This is a genomic window from Candidatus Woesearchaeota archaeon (assembly GCA_003695435.1).
In the GTDB taxonomy this organism is placed as follows: domain Archaea; phylum Nanobdellota; class Nanobdellia; order Woesearchaeales; family UBA11576; genus J101.
This window is the reverse complement of sequence record RFJL01000006.1, coordinates 1-21,750: the sequence shown is the minus strand read 5'-3', so window position 1 is coordinate 21,750 and position 21,750 is coordinate 1. Positions and strand designations below refer to the sequence as shown.

The following is a 21,750-nucleotide window of genomic DNA, read 5'->3' as shown; positions in this document are numbered from 1 at the left end:
TGTGAAGAACTGATTGTTTATAAAGAGTGTGGATTACTATGTCAAAGAGGTGGATATTTCCAGTCGTCATTGTTTTTTTTCTTCTCGTACTCTTACAAACAACCTCTGCACAAGGAACACAAGAAGAACCCACACAATGTTGCATCTCAGCATTTGGCTGCCAAGTACCTTTCTTTGGAGGGCAATGTGACCCAGGATACACTGCAAGCCCCATTCCCTGTGACGAGCAACCCATTTGCGATGAAGGAGTGTGTTGTCAAGACCAAAACCCAGACGCACGATCAACCTACCGCACCGTATGTAATGCCTTTGGCCCAGACATAGAATTCTTCAAACTCTCCGACTTCTCAGGACTTCCTGTTGATAGATTCTCCGACCAAGCAGATTCCATCTGTGGGCAATTCACCGGCATTCCTGAGTGTCAAGCAACCACCTGCGAATCACCCAACAATCCCGCAGGAGATCTGTGCAGATGCGGTTTTACCATTCTTAACGCAAGCGAAGCACCCTACTGTTGTGCTGAAGACAACGCCGTCTTCGCCTCACAAGGAGCATGCGCGCTTTCAAGCTGTGCAGCAACAGCATTCTCCACACTTACTGGTTTTGTCTACGAACAAGGAGCACAAGACGAACTCATCCCCCTTGCAGGAGTTACCGTCTCAGCAGGAGGAAAAAAAGCACAAACCACTTCAACAGGACGATACATCATTGACTTACTCCCCCAAGGAGCACAACTCACCATCATCGCAACACTTGGAAGCAGGATCAACTCCACAACGATCACCCTCACCCAAGCAGAACAAACAGCACCAGATATCATCCTCCCACCAGCACTAGGTGCAACACAAGAAGCCGAGTGTAATGACGGACAAGACAACGATGGGGACGGCGCTATTGATCAATGCGATAGTGACTGCGGAACCGTAAGCGCATCCGTTCGTGAAAGCGAAAAACAAGAAAGCGAAGAAGGAGCCTACTGTACTGATTTTATTGATAACGACTGTGATGGCCTTGTAGATGAACAAGAACCAAGCTGTCAAGGACCACAAACAACCTGTGGGGATTTCGTCATTCAATTCCCCAACAGCGAAGGGCTTTTCGAACAATGCGATGCGCAATACGACGAGCTTGGCAATAAAATCAACGGCACAGATAATGTTTGCCCGGGACGTTGCGCACCGCCAGGAACACCCCAACAATGTACCTGTGAATACCAACCAGAATGTGGAAACGGTATTATTGATGAAGAAACAGAAGAATGTGATGGCGTGTGGGATCCTGTCAATAAACTCTTCAAACCATCAACCTACAAAGGACCTGTACCACAAACACAATGTGGCGTTCCCGGAAGCGCTAATGAGTGTAAAGTCATTGGCCTACAACGATGCGGAGATGGTATTGTTCAATACCCGCAAGAACTCTGTGAAATCAATCAAACAACAGGAGACATCATTTCCGCCCCAGGATTTTCCTGCCTTCCAGGAACCTGCAACAATTGCAACTGCGACTTAGGACCTGTCTGTGGCAACGGCTTTGTTGAAGCAGGAGAAGACTGCGATGGCATCTGGGACATCTCCACACAAAGCTGGGATCCGGAGACGTTTGTCACCAATAAATTTGGCGCAACACCTCAGAATTGCGCACCACCGAATAGAGAGTTACAACAAGGATACAACCCCTACAAAACTCAGGGTCCTTTTCAAACTTCTCAATGTAACGCTCCAGACTCCTGTGAAAACTCACCAGGAGGACCCACCAACCTCAACGTTTCCGCAGTGCAATTTGAAAAAATCATGCGCGTTACCTGGCAAGACACCTGCCTACGAGAAAAACCCGAAGTTATTGACAAATATATCGTGTACCGTTGTAACGCAGAACCAGGAGGCGCTTGCGAGCCAACAACACCAATCGCAACGCTTCCCCGAGAAGAAACCACGTTTGATGACACTCAAGTACAACCCAATCAACGATACTGCTGGGCGGTAAAAGGCATCTACAACAAGCCAAACGCAAATAATCAACAACCCCAATCACTTACCACAACAGACGGTTCCATCGTTTGCAAAACCGTAGGAGACAGAGAATGTATCAACCTCAAATCACGCTATCCACTCATACCCAATGTAAAAGAATTCTGCGCAGGAAACACCTATGCTCAAGCAGCGACGAAGAGGTTCAGCTGTACACAAGATAATCTCAAAGAAGAAATTGAAGACTGTGCTGCAAACCAAGAACTCTGCATCGGACCCTTTGCTTCAGACTCCATACTCGGAAACCAAGGCGAAACCGCTTGTGTTCCAAAAAGTATTTGTGATCAATGCGGACAACCCTTTGGCACCTTTGCAAGAAGCGCAGACAACGTAGGACAACTCTACACCGAAGCCGCAGGAGCGTGGTTTTCCTGCTCCATTCCCCAAGTACAAGCAGTATGTTTTGAAGACACCTCCAAACTCAACGTAGATATTTTCAAACCCGTAACACCTAATACAACGTGTTATGATTTCACCTCCAAAAAAGCCTGTGTTGGGGAAAATCCTCAACCCGCTCTACGCACAAATGCAAGAAACGAAGAACAACGCGCATACATCTACAACGGAACAAACACCCAAGGATTCAACTGTGAATGGGTAGAACCCTTTGACACAGGAGAAACAGGCTTTGGCGTGTGCAGACCACTAGATCCCGACCTTCAAGACTGTTCGCGTTGCCACGATCCCCAATCAAAATGGTTCGGTAAATGCAATAAAGACACCTGTGCGTACTACGGAAAATGCTACTATGATGAAAAAAACCCACAAAGCAAAACAGGAGGGAGGTTCAACACCGATTCAAACAATTTTAAAGAATATGATCAATATGGATTACAAGGACCTTACTTTGCTTGCAGACCTGAACGAGAGATAAGCTGTTATGATTATGATACGGAAGAAGATTGCATAGGCTCAGATTCACCCTACTCCTATCAAGGAACAGCAGTTATTAAAGCAAACATTTCACGTGCAACACAAGGACAAATAGAACAACTCAGTTTTTCCAACATCGCAGGATTCACAGGACAAACCTACATTCCCTACTACAATAAGACCAGCGGAACTAATGAACTCCTCTCACGATCTGACGACTACTTCAACTTTGGCGTGTGCACCTGGGGGGTAACACAATACTCAAACGGAAGACCTATCTGTTATAAAAACGCTGATGCAGATCCAGCAACACCAGAACAAGCAACAGATGACTGCTCAAACATTCCCCAGCCCGGAACATTTTCACCTGAATGCGAAAGAGACTTCAACGCACCAAACACCACACTCGTCCTCCCCCCAAAAATACCAGGAACATTTACCATAGAAGTAGGTGTAGATGATCTCTCAACACAACTCTACGGCGATAGTAATAAATGGCCCATCACATACGCTTGTATCACTGAAAAAGGCAATACCTGCTATCCTACCAGCATAGCAAAAAGAAACCTTACCAAAAACATCATTGACAATGATCACATCACCTTCAACGTAGAAGAGCAAAGCTGGAAAGACAAAGACAACCGCATCCTCAAATCAGGAAACTACGACATCTACTACTTCTCAGAAGACTACTCTCACAACTTAGAAGTTGTACAACACGAAACCGTGTTCATTGATTCCAACCCTCCAGAAATCAACGCTCAATTTAGCAATGTGTCCTTTGAAGAAAACCCCGACGAGTGGTTTACCAACCTTAACATCACCCTTAGCGCATCAGATCCTGAAAACGATCCTCAAGAAGTCACGTGTACTGCTAAACTTGACCTTGACGGACAAGAAGTGCAATCAGCAAACACTCTTAGCGCAGTCTACGGAACGCAATGGGAGAGATTCTACACCTACCTTATTGATGGACTCTACACCTACACCGTTACGTGCGAAGACGACGTTGGTAATAAGAAAACCGTTGTGTATAACCTCACCATTGAAGGCGACAAATCCATCACCAACCCACTTCCACGAAACACACTCACAGACAACAGCGTTGTACTCTCCGTACAAACAGGAAAAGACGCGCAATGCTACTACTTAGAATCCTTTGAACCCCTTGATGATTTTGAAGACACGCAAAACAATAACGAAGAACTCCTCTCTCAAATGACTCCCTTTGAAAACACAGGAGGAACAATCCACACCCAAACCTACTCACAACTCTCGCAGAGCAGATGGTACCGCTTCTACATCAGATGCCTCTTCCCAGATGAGCCAGAAGAACACCAAGTCAAAGGAAACAAGGCAGATGAGATTAGATTTGCAATTGATCGAGAACACCCCGTAACCATTCTCAACACCCAACCACAACCATTTAATGACTGGTACAACGCACCTGTACGCGTAGAACTTCTCTGCCGTGACCGACCACTCTTTGACTACTACCTACGCCCAGTAGAATTTGGATGCGCACAAACACAATACGCAGTAGGATTTGACAACACCGCATGGAATACGTATACCACTCCCTTCACGCTCAATAAAAGCACCCACCTCACCTTCTTTAGCACTGACAAAGGAGGAAATGAAGAACCCCTCAACTACAACATCGGAGGAGTAGACTACGACCACGAAAACGTACCTATCAACATTGACACCACCCCACCAGAACTCACCCTCACCATCACAGACGGAGAAGAAGGCAACCAAGTAGAATTCTTACGCTTAGGCATCGTATACAAGGTCACCGTTACAAGCAACGAAGAACTCCTACCACACTACATTCAAAATCCCACAGCTCAACTTCTTGTACAAAGCGGATCCTTCCCAGGACTTAACGTTGATGTAGCGCTTGAACGCCTTGATGACAACCCTCAAGAAATGCAAGGCATTCTCTTCCTCACTGACAACGCTGCGAACAGAGGATTTGAAGGTAACGCAACCTTTACCGTACGCGTAGCGGATCTGCACAACGTTACAGGAGAAGTGCAACAAAACCTTTTTGTTGATACCCGCGCACCAAACACACCCATCCTCAACCCCGCAATTGATATTCCCCTTGAGCCTGCCCGCTCTTTCTACGAACAAGCAGGATTCCCCTTGCGAAGACATAACAACTCCTATTATACTAATGATAGCAGGATACAGCTTACAGGATACACTGATGAGCTCCTCACCGTCAAACTCACACACACCATTGACGGCGTTGACGCACCGCTCTCACCCTATACCTTCAAACAATCCCCAACAACACGCATCTACCAAGACTCCGTAGGAGTTCTTGCAGGATTTAACGACAAAATACAAGTTGAAGGAGATGCATCCTCGCAAATTAGCAGAGGACAATTCATAGGCTTTGGCGAGTTCCCCCCCGGAAGCAATGAAGACCAAGTAGGACCTAGAAGAAGCTACAAATCATTCGGACAATTCTACGAAATCACCGATGTACAAGTCATCAACGACCCCGCAGGAGCATACACCATACTACGCATCAACCCCTCTCTTGAACAGCCACTTCCAGGCGGATCAACCATCAACATTTACGACAGAGCAGTTCCAAGCTATTACTTTGCAATAGAACCCTTCCTTGAAAAATACGCATGGAATGACTTAGTATTCACCGTCTCAGACAATGCGGGAAACATCGCACGCTTCCCAAGCTTTCCAGAAACCATCCACCTCTTCTACGACCCCGTACCTCCAAAAATACTCAGTCACCTACCTCTTGCAGGAACAACAGCAAGAGACATCACCCCCATCGAAATCGTAGTAAGTGAAGAAACAGCAGGCTCAGGCATCAACCTCGCATCAGCACAGCTCTTCATCAACAACATCTCCGTCAACTTCACCGTTACTAACGTTACTGACACCTCTGAGGGCAAGACCTATTACTATTTCGAAACAGAAACCTTCGTCTTCCCCGAAGGAGAGTACAACGTGTCCTTCTTCGTAGAAGATAATGCAGGAAATCCCCTTGACCAAACACTCACCTCAAAAGATTGGACATTCATCATTGACAAATCAGTTCCACTCCTAAAAGAATTCAGAGTGCTCAACGCAACAAGAGGACCAGAAAATCCTCCACGATGGTACACACAAGACACCAACCCTACCTTCGTACTTGATTTCAGCACTGAACCCAACCCTGTTGAAATCACCGCAATTAGATTTGATCACCAAATCTCAGGAGATAGCGTTGCTACCTGCACCCAAGAAGAATTCAACATCTTCACCTGCACCTTCTTTGAGCCACCGTTTAGACCCCAAGGAACCTGGCCAGATTACGGACTTAAAGTGTATGCAAGAAAAACACTTGATGATGGAACGCAAACAAAAATATACGAACTCCCTGGAGCAAACACCTCCTTCGAATTCACCATAGATAATGAAGCACCAAACATAGACCTCATTATTCCAAGAAGAGTAAAAGACAATGAAGAAGTAAGCTTCACCGCGATGATCAACAATGAAAATCATCAAGTAAACGTAGAACTCACACCCGTACAAGGACTCTCCAAATCAGGAACAATAGCAATTACGAACTACGCAGGGCAAACCTACAACTACCTCTGGACAATCCCCGATCTTACAAAAACACAAGGAGACGAGGGAGAAAAACAACTAGAACTCATCTTTTCAGATCTTGCAGGAAACACGCGCACCGTAACACAAAACGTCTTTGTGGACCTCACCCCGCCAAGCATTGACATCTCACAAATCAACTTCACCAACGTTGTTACCATCAATGATAAACTCTACACCGCGTCAGCAAACGTCTCCATTAAAGGAAACCTTCTTGATGAAGACATTGAGCAAATCTACCTCAAACCAGGAAATTTCAACGGGGAAGATGGCACCTATGAAGAACGTCAAGACGCAACTATTAGAAGAATCGGAGGAGGCAAACCTTCCACCTTTGAAGTAAATGTACGTGTCAAAGGAGATCTTGGTGAAGAAGTCCTCAACCAATACGAACTCTTCGTGCGCGACGAAGCAGGACACATCAGCACGTACCCTGTCCAAATCACAAAAGACCTCAAACCCCCAGCAACACCGATCATCTGCGTAGACAGAGACGCAGGCATCTGTTAGCAGAATGAGTAAGCACTGGTTCTTGTTACTTCTCTTCATCGCCGCACTCCCTTGCGCAGCGGCGCAACTTACCATCAACAAAGTAGATCCAACCATCACCCTTGAATTCAAAGAGCCCGTTACTATCAAACAAGAAGAAGTCATCCTCACCTTTGAAGGTGAACAAATACCTGTTACGCTTAACAAAATCAACAATTCCTTTTACGAAGTAACCCCTGCGCTGTTCCTCAAAAACGGGTTGCACACGCTCGAAGTCACTGCAAGAGATATCTTAGGAAACGCAGACATCTTCACCTATGAGTTCATCGTAGACGTTCCAAGAACTGCAATAACTCTTCTCAACCCACGCTTAGGCGTTTCAAACACAACCACGTTTGACATTCACATCTACACAGACAAAGACTCAACGTGCAAATACTCAGTGTTTCCCATCTCCTCCTTCAACGCAGGAACCAACCTTCCCTTCACACAAAGCGATTCCAACAATCACTACATCAAAGACTACCAAGCTCAAGAAGGAATCAAACAAAACCTCTACGTTGTTTGCAGATCAACAGATAACAGAGACGCCTTTGAAACCTTTGAAATCACATCAGACCTCACCCCGCCAGTATTACAAACACTCGCCTACGATCCTCCTGAAATACTTGAATACCCAGAACAATTCCCCCCACTTACCACCTTTGCACTTGCAGGAGCAAACGAGCCCGTCATCTGTAAATACGCAACAGATGAGAACACCCCCTACCCTGCAATGACCTATTTTCCCGTCATTATAGATAATTATGAAATAGAACCCGAGCGTATTATCTGGACGAAGGAAGCATACAAAGAAAATCAAAGAGTCCTTCTTGAAATCCCAAGCGACCAACTCATAGCAGACTACCCTTACTACTATCAATGTGAGGACAAAGCAGGATGGCTATCAAACAAAATACGAAGAGATGTTCATGTTGATCTTACCCAAGGAATAAAACTTAGCGTTCATAGTCCCAAAAAAGCAACAAACACCCAAGACATTTTCTTCAACGCTTCAACAAACATTAACTCCATTTGCTCAATAAGTACCAACGCAGGACCCTTTGAGAGCACCGATCAGCAAAACAATCCAACAAAACAGCACACAAAAACAATAGGAAGACTTGAGCCAGGAACACACACCCTGCGCATCAATTGCATCTCCCAAACAGCAAACGGAACGCAACAACAAGACTTCACTCACACCTTTACAATAGATCTTACTCCTCCAACGAACACAACTATTCAAACAAATCGCGTCGTGTGTGAACAAAAAATCAAAGCGCAATTCTCAGCACAAGATGAATCAGGCATTGCAAGATACCATTATTTTTTACGAGAAGGAGACGTGCTCATCGCATCAGGAAACACCACGTCTTCAGAAATAACACTTTCAAGAAGATCTGACGGATCTGAACTCGCACTCAATGAATCAAAACAATACGTGTTACGCGTACAAGCAGAAGACGAGGCAGGAAACCTAGGAGCATTAGTAGAAACCAGCCCTGCAATCACGTTTGACCCAACAGGAACTGCTTGCGACACCACACCACCAACAGTTACACTCTCACTTAACGGAACCACACTTAAAGTTACCTGCGTAGATGATAAGTCAGGATGCTCAGACTTCTACGGATACGGCTTAGCATCAAGCGCACAAACCTGCAATCAAACAGGATACCTCCAAGCACCCTACGAACTCGGACTTACGCAAAGCACGTATTTTTGTTATTTTATTACGGACAAAGCAGGCAACCTTGCACAAGGAGGAGACCTCTTCACCATTGCAGGAATTCCTTGTACAAACGGCATTGATAATGATGGTGATGGGTACGGACTTGGATGTTTTTCAGGATTTGACTGTGATGATACTAACCCTGCAATCTGGATAGGGTGCACATCAGGGTGTATACAAGACGCTGATGGAGATGAATACGGAGCAGGGTGCACCTTAGGGGATGATTGTAATGATCGCAACAAAGAAGAAACCACTACGTGCGCAAATGGATGCATCATTGACAATGATGGAGACGGTTATGGTCTTGGCTGTGAGAGTGGCGTTGATTGTGACGGTCTTGACCCATCCATACAAACAAGTTGCGCAAATGGCTGCATAGCAGACAACGACGCAGATGGATACGGAATAGGGTGTAACGCAGGACTTGACTGTGATGATACTAGCAACGATCTCACAACACAATGTGAAAACAACTGCGTACAAGACAGTGATGGTGACGGCTATGGTCTTGGCTGTGATAACGGTTTTGACTGCAACGGAGTAGATCCCAACCAAGCACAAAACTGCGCGAATAACTGCGTTGCCGACGAAGATGGCGACGGATATGGAGGGGGATGCACTAATGGGCTTGACTGCTCAGACTTAATAGACCTCTACACCCTAAGCTGCCCAGCAACGCAATGCCTCATAGATCTTGACAATGATGGCTACGGCGTTGGATGCGAAGCAGGATACGATTGCAACGAGTTTAACCCCGACGAGAACACTGCTTGTGAAGTAGACTGCGTACAAGACAGTGATGGTGACGGCTATGGCCTTGGATGCGTCTTAGGACCTGATTGCGATGACTTCAACGCGCAAGTAGATAACACACAATGCAGTGAGCAATGCTCCTTTGACAATGATTGCGATGGCATCGATGATCTCTGGGAAGAACGCTACAACCTTAGCACCACTAACCCTCAAGATCGTGATCTTGACCCTGATGGAGATGGCATTATCAACTTTGAAGAATTCAGAGAACAAACAAATCCCAACCAAGCAGAAGAAAAACCACAACAGCCAAAAAGTAGCGATGAAGATGGCGACGGCATACGCGATACCTGTGAAGAACAATACCCCAACGCACTAGACCCCACAGACCCCACCGATGCAAATCAAGACTTTGACAACGACGCACTTACCAACAGAGAAGAATGCGCAAGAGGAACAAACCCTGAAAAAGCAGACACTGATGGAGATGGGTATTCTGATGGCGAAGAAGTAAATGCGGGAACAGACCCGCTTGACCCCAACGATCACCCCTCAGGAATTCTCGGATGGATTCTCATCATCCTAGGCCTTCTTCTCACGTTAGGATCGGGAGGGTACTTATGGTACAAGGCCTATTGGCACAAACAAGAACAACCCCGAAAAACAACACCACAACCCCAAGTACGCGTTATGCGCACACCTCCTCGCACACAAACAACCCCCCAAAAAGAAAAACCCAAAGCGCCTGCAATGAGCCACGAAGCATTCATGGAAGAACAACGCAGGAAAATGCAAGAACGGCTCAAAATGTTCAGCGCATTTGGTGATAAGAGCGAAGCACAAAAAGCAATGGAGCACATTGCAAAGAAAAAAGAAGAAACCATTCACGTACCAAAAAAACCACAACCACTCCCAAAACATCCCCCACATCCACGAAGACCAGTTCCACACAAAAACCAAGAAGATAACATCGAAAAACTCAGCAAACTTGCAAAAGAAGAAGACGACGTTGAAAAACTCGCAAAACGATTCAAAAAAACAACTCAAGACCCTGTTAATACCCTAGAAAAACTCGCAAAGCAAAAACCAGATCACGTAAAACACCTTGAAAAACTTGCGAAAAAAGAAGAAGAGCCTGATGCGTTCAAAGAACTCACAGCAATCGCAGGAGACGTGCAGAAAATCAGTGAAACAGACGCAATGGCGGCACTCTCAGCACTTGCAGGACAACAACCAGAACATGCAGAAATGATTGCAAGCTTTGCAGCAGCAAATGCAAAAGACTTGGGCAAGATGTTTGTTGAGATGAGCAAAGAGCAAAAAATCAACAAGAACATCTTTGAAGTCATCCTGCGCTACTTACTCAAAGCACATAAAATCACCAAACACGACGTTTACGAACTCATGTTTGATCTTGAAAAACAAGGAATCATCTCCAAAAAAGATGTTTCCAACCTGTTTTTTAAACTCAACATCAAGGAGGACCAAGTATGAACATTCAACAAACAACAAAAGCACAAGCACAACAAATCTTTATCTTCATCCTAGCAATGCTCATCACAGCAGGTATCATCGTCTACGGCTACACTGCAATAAAAGACTTCACACAAAGACAAGAAGAAGTCGAAGCACTCACCCTACAAAAACAATTAGAAAACGAATTTGAAATACTCCTCTCAGACTTTGGCACCATTAAACGACCCGAGATCAGAGTACCAGAAAAATTTGACTTTGTTTGTTTTAGCGATGGGTTCAAAGCAAAAGATGACAACGCAGATATTTGCAATTCAGGAAACGATGCGTATTCTCCTGTTGCTTGCTCAGCATACAAAAATGATCAGGCAAATGTGTTCTTCATCCCCGACGGCTCAAAAAACTTCATGGTCATTGATAACAAGATACAAATCAACTCGGGAAGTGTTCTGTGCGTACCTGTTCGTAGAGGACGTATCAACCTCCAATTAGAATCAAAAGGTGATCGCATCCTCGCATCAACATACTCATGAATCGTAAAGGTCAAGAAGTAGAAAGCCAAGTACACTGGATTTTTATTCTCATAGCAGGAGCGCTCATCATCGGATTCTTTGCAACCATCGTGGTAAAACAAAAAGCAGCATCAGAAATCGCTTTACAAGGAAAAGTCTCTCAACAACTTGACGCTATTTTCGCAGGAGCACAGCAAAGTCCAGGAACCCTTCTACGCACACCAACCCCTGACATTGCTGTTGAATTCACCTGTAATGATATGCTCATAGGACCCGCAGCGCAACGACTCGGACAAAACATTGTCTACGCAGCGTCACGCATAGAAGGAAATGAACTTATTACCTGGACACTTCCCTTCTCAGCACCATTTCCCGTAGCAAACATCCTCTACGTTACCGGCCCAGACATCAGATACTACCTCATTGACAATGGCGATACTACGTTATGGCATACGCTTAACGGATCACTTGATGATCCCCGCGCACCACCAAGCCTTCCTGAAGAACTCACACGCAACTTCGATCGTTTAACACCAGAAGATATTTCTTCTCTTCGTGATAGGAACAATGCACATGTTCGTTTCATCTTCGTGGGTGACACTACGGATCCAACCAGTGTTGATTTCTCTAACTTTAAAGATGCGGATTTTTCCGTAGTGCAAATAGCAGGGTCACAAGCAACATGGTATCATAAATCATCAGCAACAGGGGTTTCAAGAATAGGCTCGGAAGGATTTTATTCATTTCCCATGCTGTACGGAGCAATTTTCACCCTTGATGTTAATAACAAAGTAAATGATCAAAGCCAAGAACGATACAACTGTGTTTCAAACAAACTCATTGACAAACTTAACCTCGTCGCAGCCATTTACTATTACAAATTTAACAACATCCTCGCAGAAGAACTCGCACAATCAGAATGCGCACAATACTACAAAGAGAACAAAGCGCTCAAACAACTTGCAGGAATGGATGGATCCCCGATCACCAACTGGCCAGGAAGCAATTCTCTTGCAATAGTATCAGCAATACAAGCAGCAAAAAACCAGCTTGAGAGTACAAACGAAAACCTGCAAAGAATTTCCTGCCCCTTACTCTACTAAGATGAACAATCAACATAACCTCACGAAAAAACCGCATTGCCCGCACCTAGCACGCCATACGCCTAACAAGCGGTGGCGTGAGAACTCGGTTATGTCATTTCTCCCCTCTCTACGAGCAAGTGCATCCTTGCGATGCAAGATCACACCATCACACAAAAAAGCGCAAATAAAATTCGGAGAAACCATTGCAATCCTTTTCATTTTTTTCGTTCTCCTCGTCATAGGATTTATTTTCTACGCGCGTTTTGCAGCAGTCTCAGCAGGACAAGAACAAATAAAAGCACAAGAACTCCAATCAGTACAAACCAGTCAAGCAATAAGCTTCCTCTCAGAACTTGCCTGCACAGAATTTGGCGTAGTGGAAAGCGGTTGTTTTGACCTGCAAAAAGTAGAGGCTCTCGCCGAAATTGGCACAGGACCTGGAGCTTCAAACCCTTTTGCACGTGCGTATTACTTGCAAACATTCGGAAAAGCAACAATCATTGTACGATCAATCTACCCTCCAGGGATCAACGCGACCATTTATGATAATCCCAAAGAAAACTTCACCTCCTCATCAAATAATTTCTTTCCCATAGCACTTAAAAACGCAACTTCAGGAAAATATTCCCTGGGCGTATTGGAGGTGAGAGTGTATGGGTAAGGCTTTGAAATTAGGGCACAAAGGACAATTAGAAATCATGGGCCTTGCAATTATCATCATACTCTTTGTTATAGGTGTGATCTTCGCACTCAACTCGCTTATCAACAAAGAAGCATTCACACTTAAAAGAGAATTCACTCAAACCCAACTCACCTCTAACTTTGGCATTTCTTTGCTCCAAGCATCAACACTTGATTGCAGAGATGCGACCATTCAAGAACTCATAGCAGACTGCGCGGAATACTACCACTTCGGAGGGTTTATCACCTGTGAAAACGGTCAGAAAAGCTGTGCATACGTTAATGACACCATGACCTACGTTCTTAATGAAACACTACAACAATGGGTGGTGCCCTATCATATCTCCTTAGAACTTAATGAAGGAACGCTTCTTGAATGGAACAACCTTGGCTGCACCAACACAGGCGTTGGAAAAGCAGAATTCTTCACCATTCCCACCTCATCCTTCACCCCTGTCACACTCAAAATCTTTATATGCACGCAATACTAAGAAGACCATTATGACAAAAAGTTTCAAAGCAATCATCATTCTCATCTTATGCCTTGCAGCTTTTGGCATACTCTTTCTCATAACAAGAAAAATACTCGGAGCACTTTCATGAACAAAAAAGCAGAAGACTTCACCATAAGCCCCGTTGCAGCGATTATCATAGTCCTTATCGTTGCAGGAGTGCTGTTCTTAGCAGTAGGTAACATTTCATCATTTCAAAAAGAGCAAACCGACGTTGAAACATGCAGGTTAAGTTTTCTTGCACTTCACCAATTAGGAGCAGCCAAAGACGTAAAGGATTTTGAACTGAACTGTCCACGCGTAAAAACCTTGCTTGATAAACGCTACATTAAAGGAAAAACGCTTGATCGCGAAAAAGTCTTTGACCTCCTTGCAAGAGAAATATTCACGTGCTACTCAAAAACCGGAAAAGGACAACTCAACCCGGAAAAATCCACCGCGGTGAAAAACGCGTGTATTATCTGCTCGGAAATCATCGCGACACCAGAAGTCGTAGCACTTCACGACTCCTTTAAAGGCTTTGACGAGTACCTCTACACTAGACGCATACCCGGACAAAAACTCTACTTTTCAGACCTCTTCAACATAACACAAGGATCATATGATTATGACATAAACGAACAACAAGATACGTTCTTTGTTCTTTGGCGAGCAACAAAAGACATTCCTTCAAGACTTAGCTTCGGGCTTCTTGGCGACTATGACATCGGATACGATTTTGTTCCCGCATCATTGATCTACGCACAACAACCAGGAGGGTCACGCTACTGTGATAAAGTCCTCAACTAAAGCACAATACGCAATACTAGTAGGAGTTGTGCTATTTCTTACCATCCTTGCAGTGCTTCTTGCGCTTATGGGTGATTTTTTCAAAACAACAGATGATACCAACTGGAAAGCAGCGTGCAAAGCATCAGTACAAGGACACATTTATCAAAAAACCCCCATTGTCTGCCCCTTGCAGTACAAGAACCTCACCGAAGAGAAAAACATTGAAGAAGAACTTGTGCGCATGATGAAAACCTGCTGGGAAATCTACGGAGAAGGAGATCTTGACCTCTTCAACCCTCTTGCACGTAAATACTGCGCTATTTGCTACGTGGTAGATGTAGGCGATCAAGAAGTAGATCTTGAAGAATACCTTCAGACACGAAGAATACCAAGAACCAAAACATATTACTCAGATTATTTTAAGAATGCAATAACCTATTCTGACTTCAACACTCTTCGTAACAGAATAGGCATACTCTACACAGAAGAAGTTACTAATCCTCTTGAAGACCCTTCATTTAGCCATGCTCTGCGTGTAGTTCCCTACAACCCGGATACGCTTATAAACCTCGGTTGTGACGTAGTAGACGTACAACAACATTAAAAAGAAGCAACCACTCCTAAAGAAATCATGAAAGGACAAGTAAGTGAACTCAAAAACATTCTTCTCGTGCTCATCGCGCTTGCTGTTCTTATAGGAATTATTTTTGTGCTCTCAGGAAAATCATCCGTTCTCATTGATCGCATCAAAGACCTGCTTACCTTCGGCCTATGAAAAAAGCAATGACTTCAACCATTTTCAGACTCATCCTTCTTGTTGTGATAGTAGCAGTTATCTCCTGGTGGCTTTACTCCTTTGGAGGAGAAGGATCACGCCAACTCGCCAGCATCGTAAAGGAATGCGAAAACAAAGCACTCACCTGGCAGGACTATACAGAAGACGTCACACGATTCTTACAAACCGGATCACAAGACACAACGTTCCTCGCCTCACGCATTCTCCAAGCAGAAAAGTGCTATGAAGAAGGATTCTTAACATCAGAGGATCTCAACAATTTCAAAACAGCAACGAAGAACAGCATAGAATCCTACTTCAATGCACGCCTTACCACTCTTCCTTCTGACGAACTAGAACTGGTTGCAGCAGCACTTGAAGTCTATGATATTAACATCAACACACAACAAAACGCAATTACTCGCGCAGAAAACCTAGAAGAAAAAGCAGGAAAAGAATCCGACCCGCAGAAAAGCTTTGAGATCTACAAACAAGCAGCAGACGCCTACGCAACGCTAGGACTGTATGAACGCGCAGTACAAGCACAAGAAGAGGCACTAGTACAACTACTCAATAAAGGGTCCTCCATCACATCAAAGGATGAGCGCATCGCTTACCAACACCAACTTGCAAAAGAACTTCTTCGATTACAGGAACTCCAATACGCTTTTGTTACCTCCCTTGTCGAGGATGACGCAAACATTCCTCAAAACAAGCAGGACGCACAATCAAAAATAGATCTCGTACCAACACTCAACTCAGTTCTCCTTGACCTTGCAAAGGAGGGAGAATCCATAGAACAGTACTGTTCTCAAGCGCAAGCAAAAGGAGCGCATCCTGTTACCTGTTCTAAAACACCTGCACAGTTGCAAGTCGATTCACTCATTACAGTACTATCTATTTCCAGCACTCAAGAAAGAGATGAAAAACTACAAGAGCTCACATCCTACTTGGAAGAGCAGCAATCAGAGACCCTTGATTCCTACGCCTGTTCAGAACTCCTTAAAATCAACCAACGCCTCGCGTATTGCGAGAAGGCGTTTAAAGATGAAGAAGTCTTTGACAATCCTCTCGTATCCACAACGAGTTAAACGCTTTGTACGGCAAAACCTTTATATAGCGTCTTTGCCTCGTTTCTTCTCAAAGAGGTGAACCAATGGACAGAAAAGGTCAAGGACTCCCAATAACCGTTATCATTGTTACTGTTCTTGCACTCCTTGTTCTCGTCATTCTCTCCCTCGTTTTCACCGGTAAAATCGGGCAAAGCGTAGGACAAATCGATGAATGTAAAGGACAATGCGTTGCAGTAGGCGAGTGCACCGGACAATACAAAAAAGTGGATACGCGCGGCGTTTGTTACAATGCAGATGGCGATCAAGATCCCTCCCTTGAATGCTGCGTAGGAATATGAACAGATCCATGAGAAAAGCTCAAGGATTACCACTTAATGTTATCATCCTCGCAGTACTGGGAATAATTGTTTTAGTTGTTCTCGTCTTTATCTTCAGCGATAAGGCGTCCAATGTCAACGCAGCTAGTGCCTGTGAAAATAACAACGGGGACTGTTTTGACAAAGGCGAAACGTGTGGAAAAGGGGATGCAAAGGACTACCCTGTGCGTAGCTTCCTTGACTGCCCCGATGACCAACTCTGCTGTCAAAAAATAGATCTCTAACCATGAACGCACTAACAAAAAAAGCAGAACTCTCCCTTGAAGTCATCATCGTCGCGGTGATAGTACTCATCGTTCTTGTTGTTCTTGTACTTGTGTTTACAGGAAAAATAGGGAATTTTGGTGAAACCACACAAGAAACCGAAGAGCAGTTCAACCCCTCCAATTGCGAAATTCCTGGAACTGGAAGGTATTGTTCAAACACGCCTTGCCCAACAGGAAAGTCCGTAAGCGCGCAGTGCCCGAATCCTGGAGAAGTCTGTTGCAGGCCATGAACCGAAAAGGATTCATCTACGTAACAGTGTTCTTTGGACTCATCGCACTTTTCTTTTTCTTATATCTCCTCCTTAACTACACGGGGCTTTTCACCTCCTCTGCAAACGAAAAACTTGGCTGCGCAACAGCTGAGAAGAGATGTGCTTGCCAACTCACAGGAGGGGAATCTTGCCCTTCACAAGCATCAGGATCATATAGAACAAAAGAGTGTCCTCTTAAGTGCGAAAAAGGAAGTGATATCTCATCACTCGTACCCGTAGAAGATAAGAAAAACTATGGTCTTTGTTGCGTTGCAGCGCTTGGCAATCCTTGGCCCGAACCAACAACGACGTAGAACGCAATGATAAAAAAAAGAGCTGTGAAGGGATCCGTAGATTTCATGTCAGAGCAGACCATAGGTCTCATCTTTATAGCAATCCTTCTTATCTCAGCAACATTCATGTTTGTCTCATTTTCAGGAATTTTACAAAAAGAAGACTCATCAACCCAAGAAGTGTACAATTCTCTTAGAGAGTATTCTTCCCTTCTTCTCGCATCACAAGCACAGATGTGTTCATTTACAGGAGAGATTGGTGATTGGAACATCTACTACTTCACACCCGAAAAAGAGTTGAACATTATTACTGATATTCGAGAGATAAGTGGTGTTGCATCAACAAAAACAGTACAGCCACCTCCTGAATGCGAAGGCACACACTGTCTTTGCATGTGCAAAAAAACTGATTGTGAAAATGAAGGGCGGTGCGTTCCGTTTGATACTCCCTTAACCTATAAGTCTTCAGCACCTTTTGCCCTTTCATCAAAAGGATATCCCCCAATACGCGGACCAACGAGATTCGTTCTCCAAAAACAAGGGGACACCATTAACATCCTTGTTAATGATTCCCTGCAAGCGCCTCACTGTGAAATATACAGAAAAGAGTAGAACAAGTAATCACCTCCACACACGTTGAAAACATAGCATCAAAACAATCCCAAAAGCGCACGTTCTCCCACCCCGTATGAATATTTATAAATAAGGTTTTCTTATTCACCGCCATGCGCAAAGGGGAGATTTCTCGAAAACTGTACTTCATTCTTTTCCAGCTTGTTCTTGTCATCATGGTTGCAGTAGCGATGATCTCATTCTCCTCAGGAATTGCTGAAAACAGAGGTTTTCTCCTCACCTACATTGCAAAAGACGTAGCGCTTACAACAACAACGATACTTGCAAGCCCTGCAAAGACAAGTTATTTCGCACAAGACCTTCCAGGAACAAGAGACGTACTCATTGAGCTTTCAAATCATAAAGCAAAAGCCTACAAAGCAGAATCTCCTGATGTTGCTTATGAGCATCCTTTCCTCTGTGCAGAAGACGAATGCCCTTCACGTGCAGCAATACCTTTCAACGATTTTTCCATAGCGTCAAAAAGCAAAGAGTCTTCAAAACCACAATTCGTGTTTCCCGCCACTTGCTATTCTTCAAGCATCACCTATAAAGGAAAAGGAGATCACATCATTATCAAAGCAGCACTCAAAGACAAAGAAGCTCTTGACCGTTTGCGATCACACCCTCAAGTAAGCATCGGGTTTTTCAACAAAGACGTAACCACTATTGATATCTACGCCTCTGATAAGAAGAGTGGTTGCGATATGCTCAAAGAGGTATTCTCAACATGAGTCGTAAAGCGCAATTTACCTTTGACTTCCTCGCATTCGCTCCGCGCTTTATCTTCTTAATCTTCGTCGTAGCAGCACTTGTCACACTTGTTAATTCAAACGTGAGCAACTACACTGATGCAAGAGCTCTTGAAGGCAATCTCTTCATAGACACGCTTCTTACAAGTCCAGATGGTTTCGCAGCGCAAGATGCACAGGGAAAAGTTTTGCTTGGAACACTTGATCTTGATAAGTTCAACACCCAACATCTTGAAAACAGTTTTGGAACGGCAAAACACCTCGCAGCACAATTCACACTCTACCCTGTAAACGCACCACACCTCTCAACAATTACGGACTACAACAAAGAGTCCTTCACGCTCTACGAAGCACTCGCAAAAAGAAAACTTGTCGGTTCTGGAAAAGCAATACTCGTTGAGAGAACATCACACGTCCTCGTTGATGGCAAGCCCTATGAACTACACTCCAAGGTGGTAATCGTATGAGAATGAGAGGAAAAAAAGGATTTGTCTCCTCAGGCATTACCGATCTCTACGCTTATGCAGGGTTCATTCTCATCGTTATTGTTTTCTTCTTCCTTCTCAAACTTGATCTGAGTGTTTCAGAAGAACAAATAGATGCAAATGTTCAAAACGTAACATCAAACATGGTCGCAGCAGCAATACTCAACGAACCACTCACCATAGATAACACCACAAAAAAAGGATACGCGTGGCTTATTGAAGCAGATGCTGATCCCACACTACGAAAGGAAGTCTTAGATGAATTAGGGCGGTTCATAGGAACTCTCACGACTGAGTGCATAGATAGCGTAATAGATTTTTCAGACGGCACTAATCGTCGTGTTTTCAACGCGAAGCAAATAGTTGCATGCGACTTGCGCTCAGCACAAGCATATGAACTTCCCCTCTCACCAACAAGAACACTTCGATTGCGGGTGATAGCACGATGAAACGCATACACAAAAAAGGATCGCTCTTCACCATACTCCTTGACTTCATCCTCATCATCGCACTTACCACCGCCTTCATCTCCTTGCAATCAAGCATCTCCCCCCTCCTTGAAGGGAACAATGCGAAGATCGGAGACAAGCAATACGCACTGCTCAACATCTACCAAGAAGAAGTGGTATATCGCACACAGCTTGAAGCAACAGGATTTATCGCAGCAGAACAAGCACTGCTTGACCTTGCGCGATACGGCGGAGCACAATGCAGAGCACACAAAGGATTTACCATCCTCTCAGAGCATTGCACACCATCAAGAGAGCTCTTCTACGAACAACTCGTAAGGAACACACATCAAAAACTCACTAATCAAATTAAGAACATACAAACTCCCCTTTTTAGCTACACACTTTACAACAACACGCTCTACGCAGCGGCAAAAACACCTGTACGAATGAGCAGCAATTCTTGTCAAATAATTTATGCTCAAGACATTACAAAAGAAGAAGCAAAACAACTCATCTCACAGCTCACACAAAAATACTTCCCACAAGGAGAAGTTGATGAATACCTTATTCAAGCAATTGCAGAAAAAGAATCAGGTCTTACACACAGCACGAATGGTTTCATCACAACAAATCACAACCCCACAAGTTGCGATGTTGGCCTTATGCAGATTAATTTAGGACTCAAAGATAGAACTGCGTGTTACGACCCATCAGCACCAAAAGAAGGATCGTTGTGCAACGTAGAAGAATGCCAAGGAACAACGGTAGCAGATCCTGCTTGCAACATAGCAGCAGCACTACAACTTCTCAAACAAAACTACAAAGAAACCTATCCTCAAGAAGCACTTGAAAACCCGGTATACAAGTGTGACGAGTTCCCTCAAATCAAAGAAAAATACGCGCAGTATAAGGGTTGGGACGTAGCACTTCGCCTCTACAACGGTCCAAGTTGTGATGCAACGAGATTTAACACTGATTACGTAGAGGACATAAAACAACGCGCACAAGAACTCAGAACACAAGGAGGAACAATATGAAACACAAACTCTTTCTCATCTTCATTCTCCTAAGCGTTGTAGTGGGTGCGCAGATCATTCATGAATTCACCCCTGATTTTAGCATAACTCTTCCTACAGACCTCTCCTACTATGACACGATTGACACCTTTGTAGAACAAGCACAAAGTAAGGGCTTGCCCTTTGACGCATCAACACTTGACACCCTACGCACACAAGGCGTCACCGCAGTTTCTGCAAATCTTTCCGGCACCATCTATGGAGATCCGTGGAACAATGATCTCTGCACGCCACTCTCCTACGAAAATACGTGCACTGATTGCACCGATGAGACCACTCTTTTCGTCTGTGTTGTCACTAATACTAGCATGATTGATAGCAACCTTGCTCAGCGGGTCAACCTTACCTATCTTTTTGCGATCTCCTTCCAAGATGTAATAGGTGATGTCAATTTTTCAATTGATAATAAGAACAAATCATCTTCTGTTTTCATCCATTGGAAACCTGTTCTTGGTAACGTGGAGGAATACGTCGTTCTCACAAAAGAAGGGGAGTTACCTGCAACAACACAAGAACTCAACACCCTTCCTCTTGATGCGCAAGCGATCACCCAGCATCGCTACAACGTCTCCCTCAACGAGTCGATCTCACTCCTCTTCGATCAGAATCCTCGCTATTCCTGCACAGGTCTTACTTGTGAAATCGTGTATGAGACAACAACAAGTAGTCCATTCCTTCCTGATCCCAATACGCTCTATTATGAGCAAGGATTGGGAGAGTACTTTGTTGTGCTAGATATTGCAGATACT

At 44.3% G+C, this 21,750-nt stretch carries 19 protein-coding genes; all 19 read left to right on the top strand.

Annotated elements, in window-relative coordinates; genetic code table 11:
• Window positions 1–38 precede the first annotated feature (38 nt).
• Window positions 39–7,046 (top strand): hypothetical protein, encoded by a 7,008-nt coding sequence (locus D6774_00395; protein ID RME78683.1) that lies wholly within the window; start codon window positions 39–41, stop codon window positions 7,044–7,046.
• 4 nt (window positions 7,047–7,050) lie between these two features.
• Window positions 7,051–11,049 carry a hypothetical protein gene (locus D6774_00390; protein RME78682.1) on the top strand — a complete coding sequence of 1,333 codons (3,999 nt, stop codon included), beginning with the start codon at window positions 7,051–7,053 and terminating at the stop codon, window positions 11,047–11,049.
• Window positions 11,046–11,561, top strand: a complete 516-nt coding sequence (locus D6774_00385) for a hypothetical protein (protein RME78681.1) — start codon at window positions 11,046–11,048, stop codon at window positions 11,559–11,561. Before D6774_00390 ends, D6774_00385 begins: the two co-directional genes overlap by 4 nt.
• Complete coding sequence (locus tag D6774_00380) at window positions 11,558–12,643, top strand: hypothetical protein (GenBank protein ID RME78680.1); 1,086 nt, start codon at window positions 11,558–11,560, stop codon at window positions 12,641–12,643. Before D6774_00385 ends, D6774_00380 begins: the two co-directional genes overlap by 4 nt.
• Before the next feature lie 91 nt (window positions 12,644–12,734).
• Window positions 12,735–13,286, top strand: coding sequence for a hypothetical protein (locus D6774_00375; protein RME78679.1), 552 nt, complete (start codon window positions 12,735–12,737; stop codon window positions 13,284–13,286).
• 37 nt (window positions 13,287–13,323) lie between these two features.
• Window positions 13,324–13,797 (top strand): hypothetical protein, encoded by a 474-nt coding sequence (locus D6774_00370; protein RME78678.1) that lies wholly within the window; start codon window positions 13,324–13,326, stop codon window positions 13,795–13,797.
• A gap of 108 nt (window positions 13,798–13,905) precedes the next feature.
• Entirely contained in the window at window positions 13,906–14,607 is a 702-nt protein-coding gene (locus D6774_00365; GenBank protein RME78677.1) for a hypothetical protein, read from the top strand.
• Entirely contained in the window at window positions 14,588–15,193 is a 606-nt protein-coding gene (locus D6774_00360) for a hypothetical protein (protein RME78676.1), read from the top strand. Before D6774_00365 ends, D6774_00360 begins: the two co-directional genes overlap by 20 nt.
• Before the next feature lie 167 nt (window positions 15,194–15,360).
• A complete protein-coding gene (locus tag D6774_00355) occupies window positions 15,361–16,455 on the top strand; it encodes a hypothetical protein (GenBank protein ID RME78675.1) in 1,095 nt (364 codons plus the stop codon).
• A gap of 65 nt (window positions 16,456–16,520) precedes the next feature.
• Window positions 16,521–16,775 (top strand): hypothetical protein, encoded by a 255-nt coding sequence (locus tag D6774_00350; protein RME78674.1) that lies wholly within the window; start codon window positions 16,521–16,523, stop codon window positions 16,773–16,775.
• 8 nt (window positions 16,776–16,783) lie between these two features.
• Entirely contained in the window at window positions 16,784–17,038 is a 255-nt protein-coding gene (locus D6774_00345; GenBank protein RME78673.1) for a hypothetical protein, read from the top strand.
• A 2-nt stretch (window positions 17,039–17,040) separates the two neighbouring features.
• A complete protein-coding gene (locus D6774_00340; protein RME78672.1) occupies window positions 17,041–17,310 on the top strand; it encodes a hypothetical protein in 270 nt (89 codons plus the stop codon).
• Window positions 17,307–17,645: a hypothetical protein gene (locus tag D6774_00335; protein ID RME78671.1), complete on the top strand. Its 339-nt coding sequence runs from the start codon at window positions 17,307–17,309 to the stop codon at window positions 17,643–17,645. The genes D6774_00340 and D6774_00335 overlap by 4 nt, the downstream gene beginning before the upstream one ends.
• A gap of 6 nt (window positions 17,646–17,651) precedes the next feature.
• Complete coding sequence (locus D6774_00330) at window positions 17,652–18,236, top strand: hypothetical protein (GenBank protein ID RME78670.1); 585 nt, start codon at window positions 17,652–17,654, stop codon at window positions 18,234–18,236.
• A 113-nt stretch (window positions 18,237–18,349) separates the two neighbouring features.
• Window positions 18,350–18,970 (top strand): hypothetical protein, encoded by a 621-nt coding sequence (locus D6774_00325; GenBank protein ID RME78669.1) that lies wholly within the window; start codon window positions 18,350–18,352, stop codon window positions 18,968–18,970.
• Complete coding sequence (locus D6774_00320) at window positions 18,967–19,455, top strand: hypothetical protein (protein RME78668.1); 489 nt, start codon at window positions 18,967–18,969, stop codon at window positions 19,453–19,455. Before D6774_00325 ends, D6774_00320 begins: the two co-directional genes overlap by 4 nt.
• Window positions 19,452–19,922 carry a hypothetical protein gene (locus D6774_00315; GenBank protein RME78667.1) on the top strand — a complete coding sequence of 157 codons (471 nt, stop codon included), beginning with the start codon at window positions 19,452–19,454 and terminating at the stop codon, window positions 19,920–19,922. Before D6774_00320 ends, D6774_00315 begins: the two co-directional genes overlap by 4 nt.
• Window positions 19,919–20,962 carry a hypothetical protein gene (locus D6774_00310; GenBank protein RME78666.1) on the top strand — a complete coding sequence of 348 codons (1,044 nt, stop codon included), beginning with the start codon at window positions 19,919–19,921 and terminating at the stop codon, window positions 20,960–20,962. The genes D6774_00315 and D6774_00310 overlap by 4 nt, the downstream gene beginning before the upstream one ends.
• On the top strand, window positions 20,959–21,750 hold a 792-nt coding region (locus D6774_00305; protein ID RME78665.1), incomplete at its 3' end, for a hypothetical protein. The genes D6774_00310 and D6774_00305, both read left to right, overlap by 4 nt.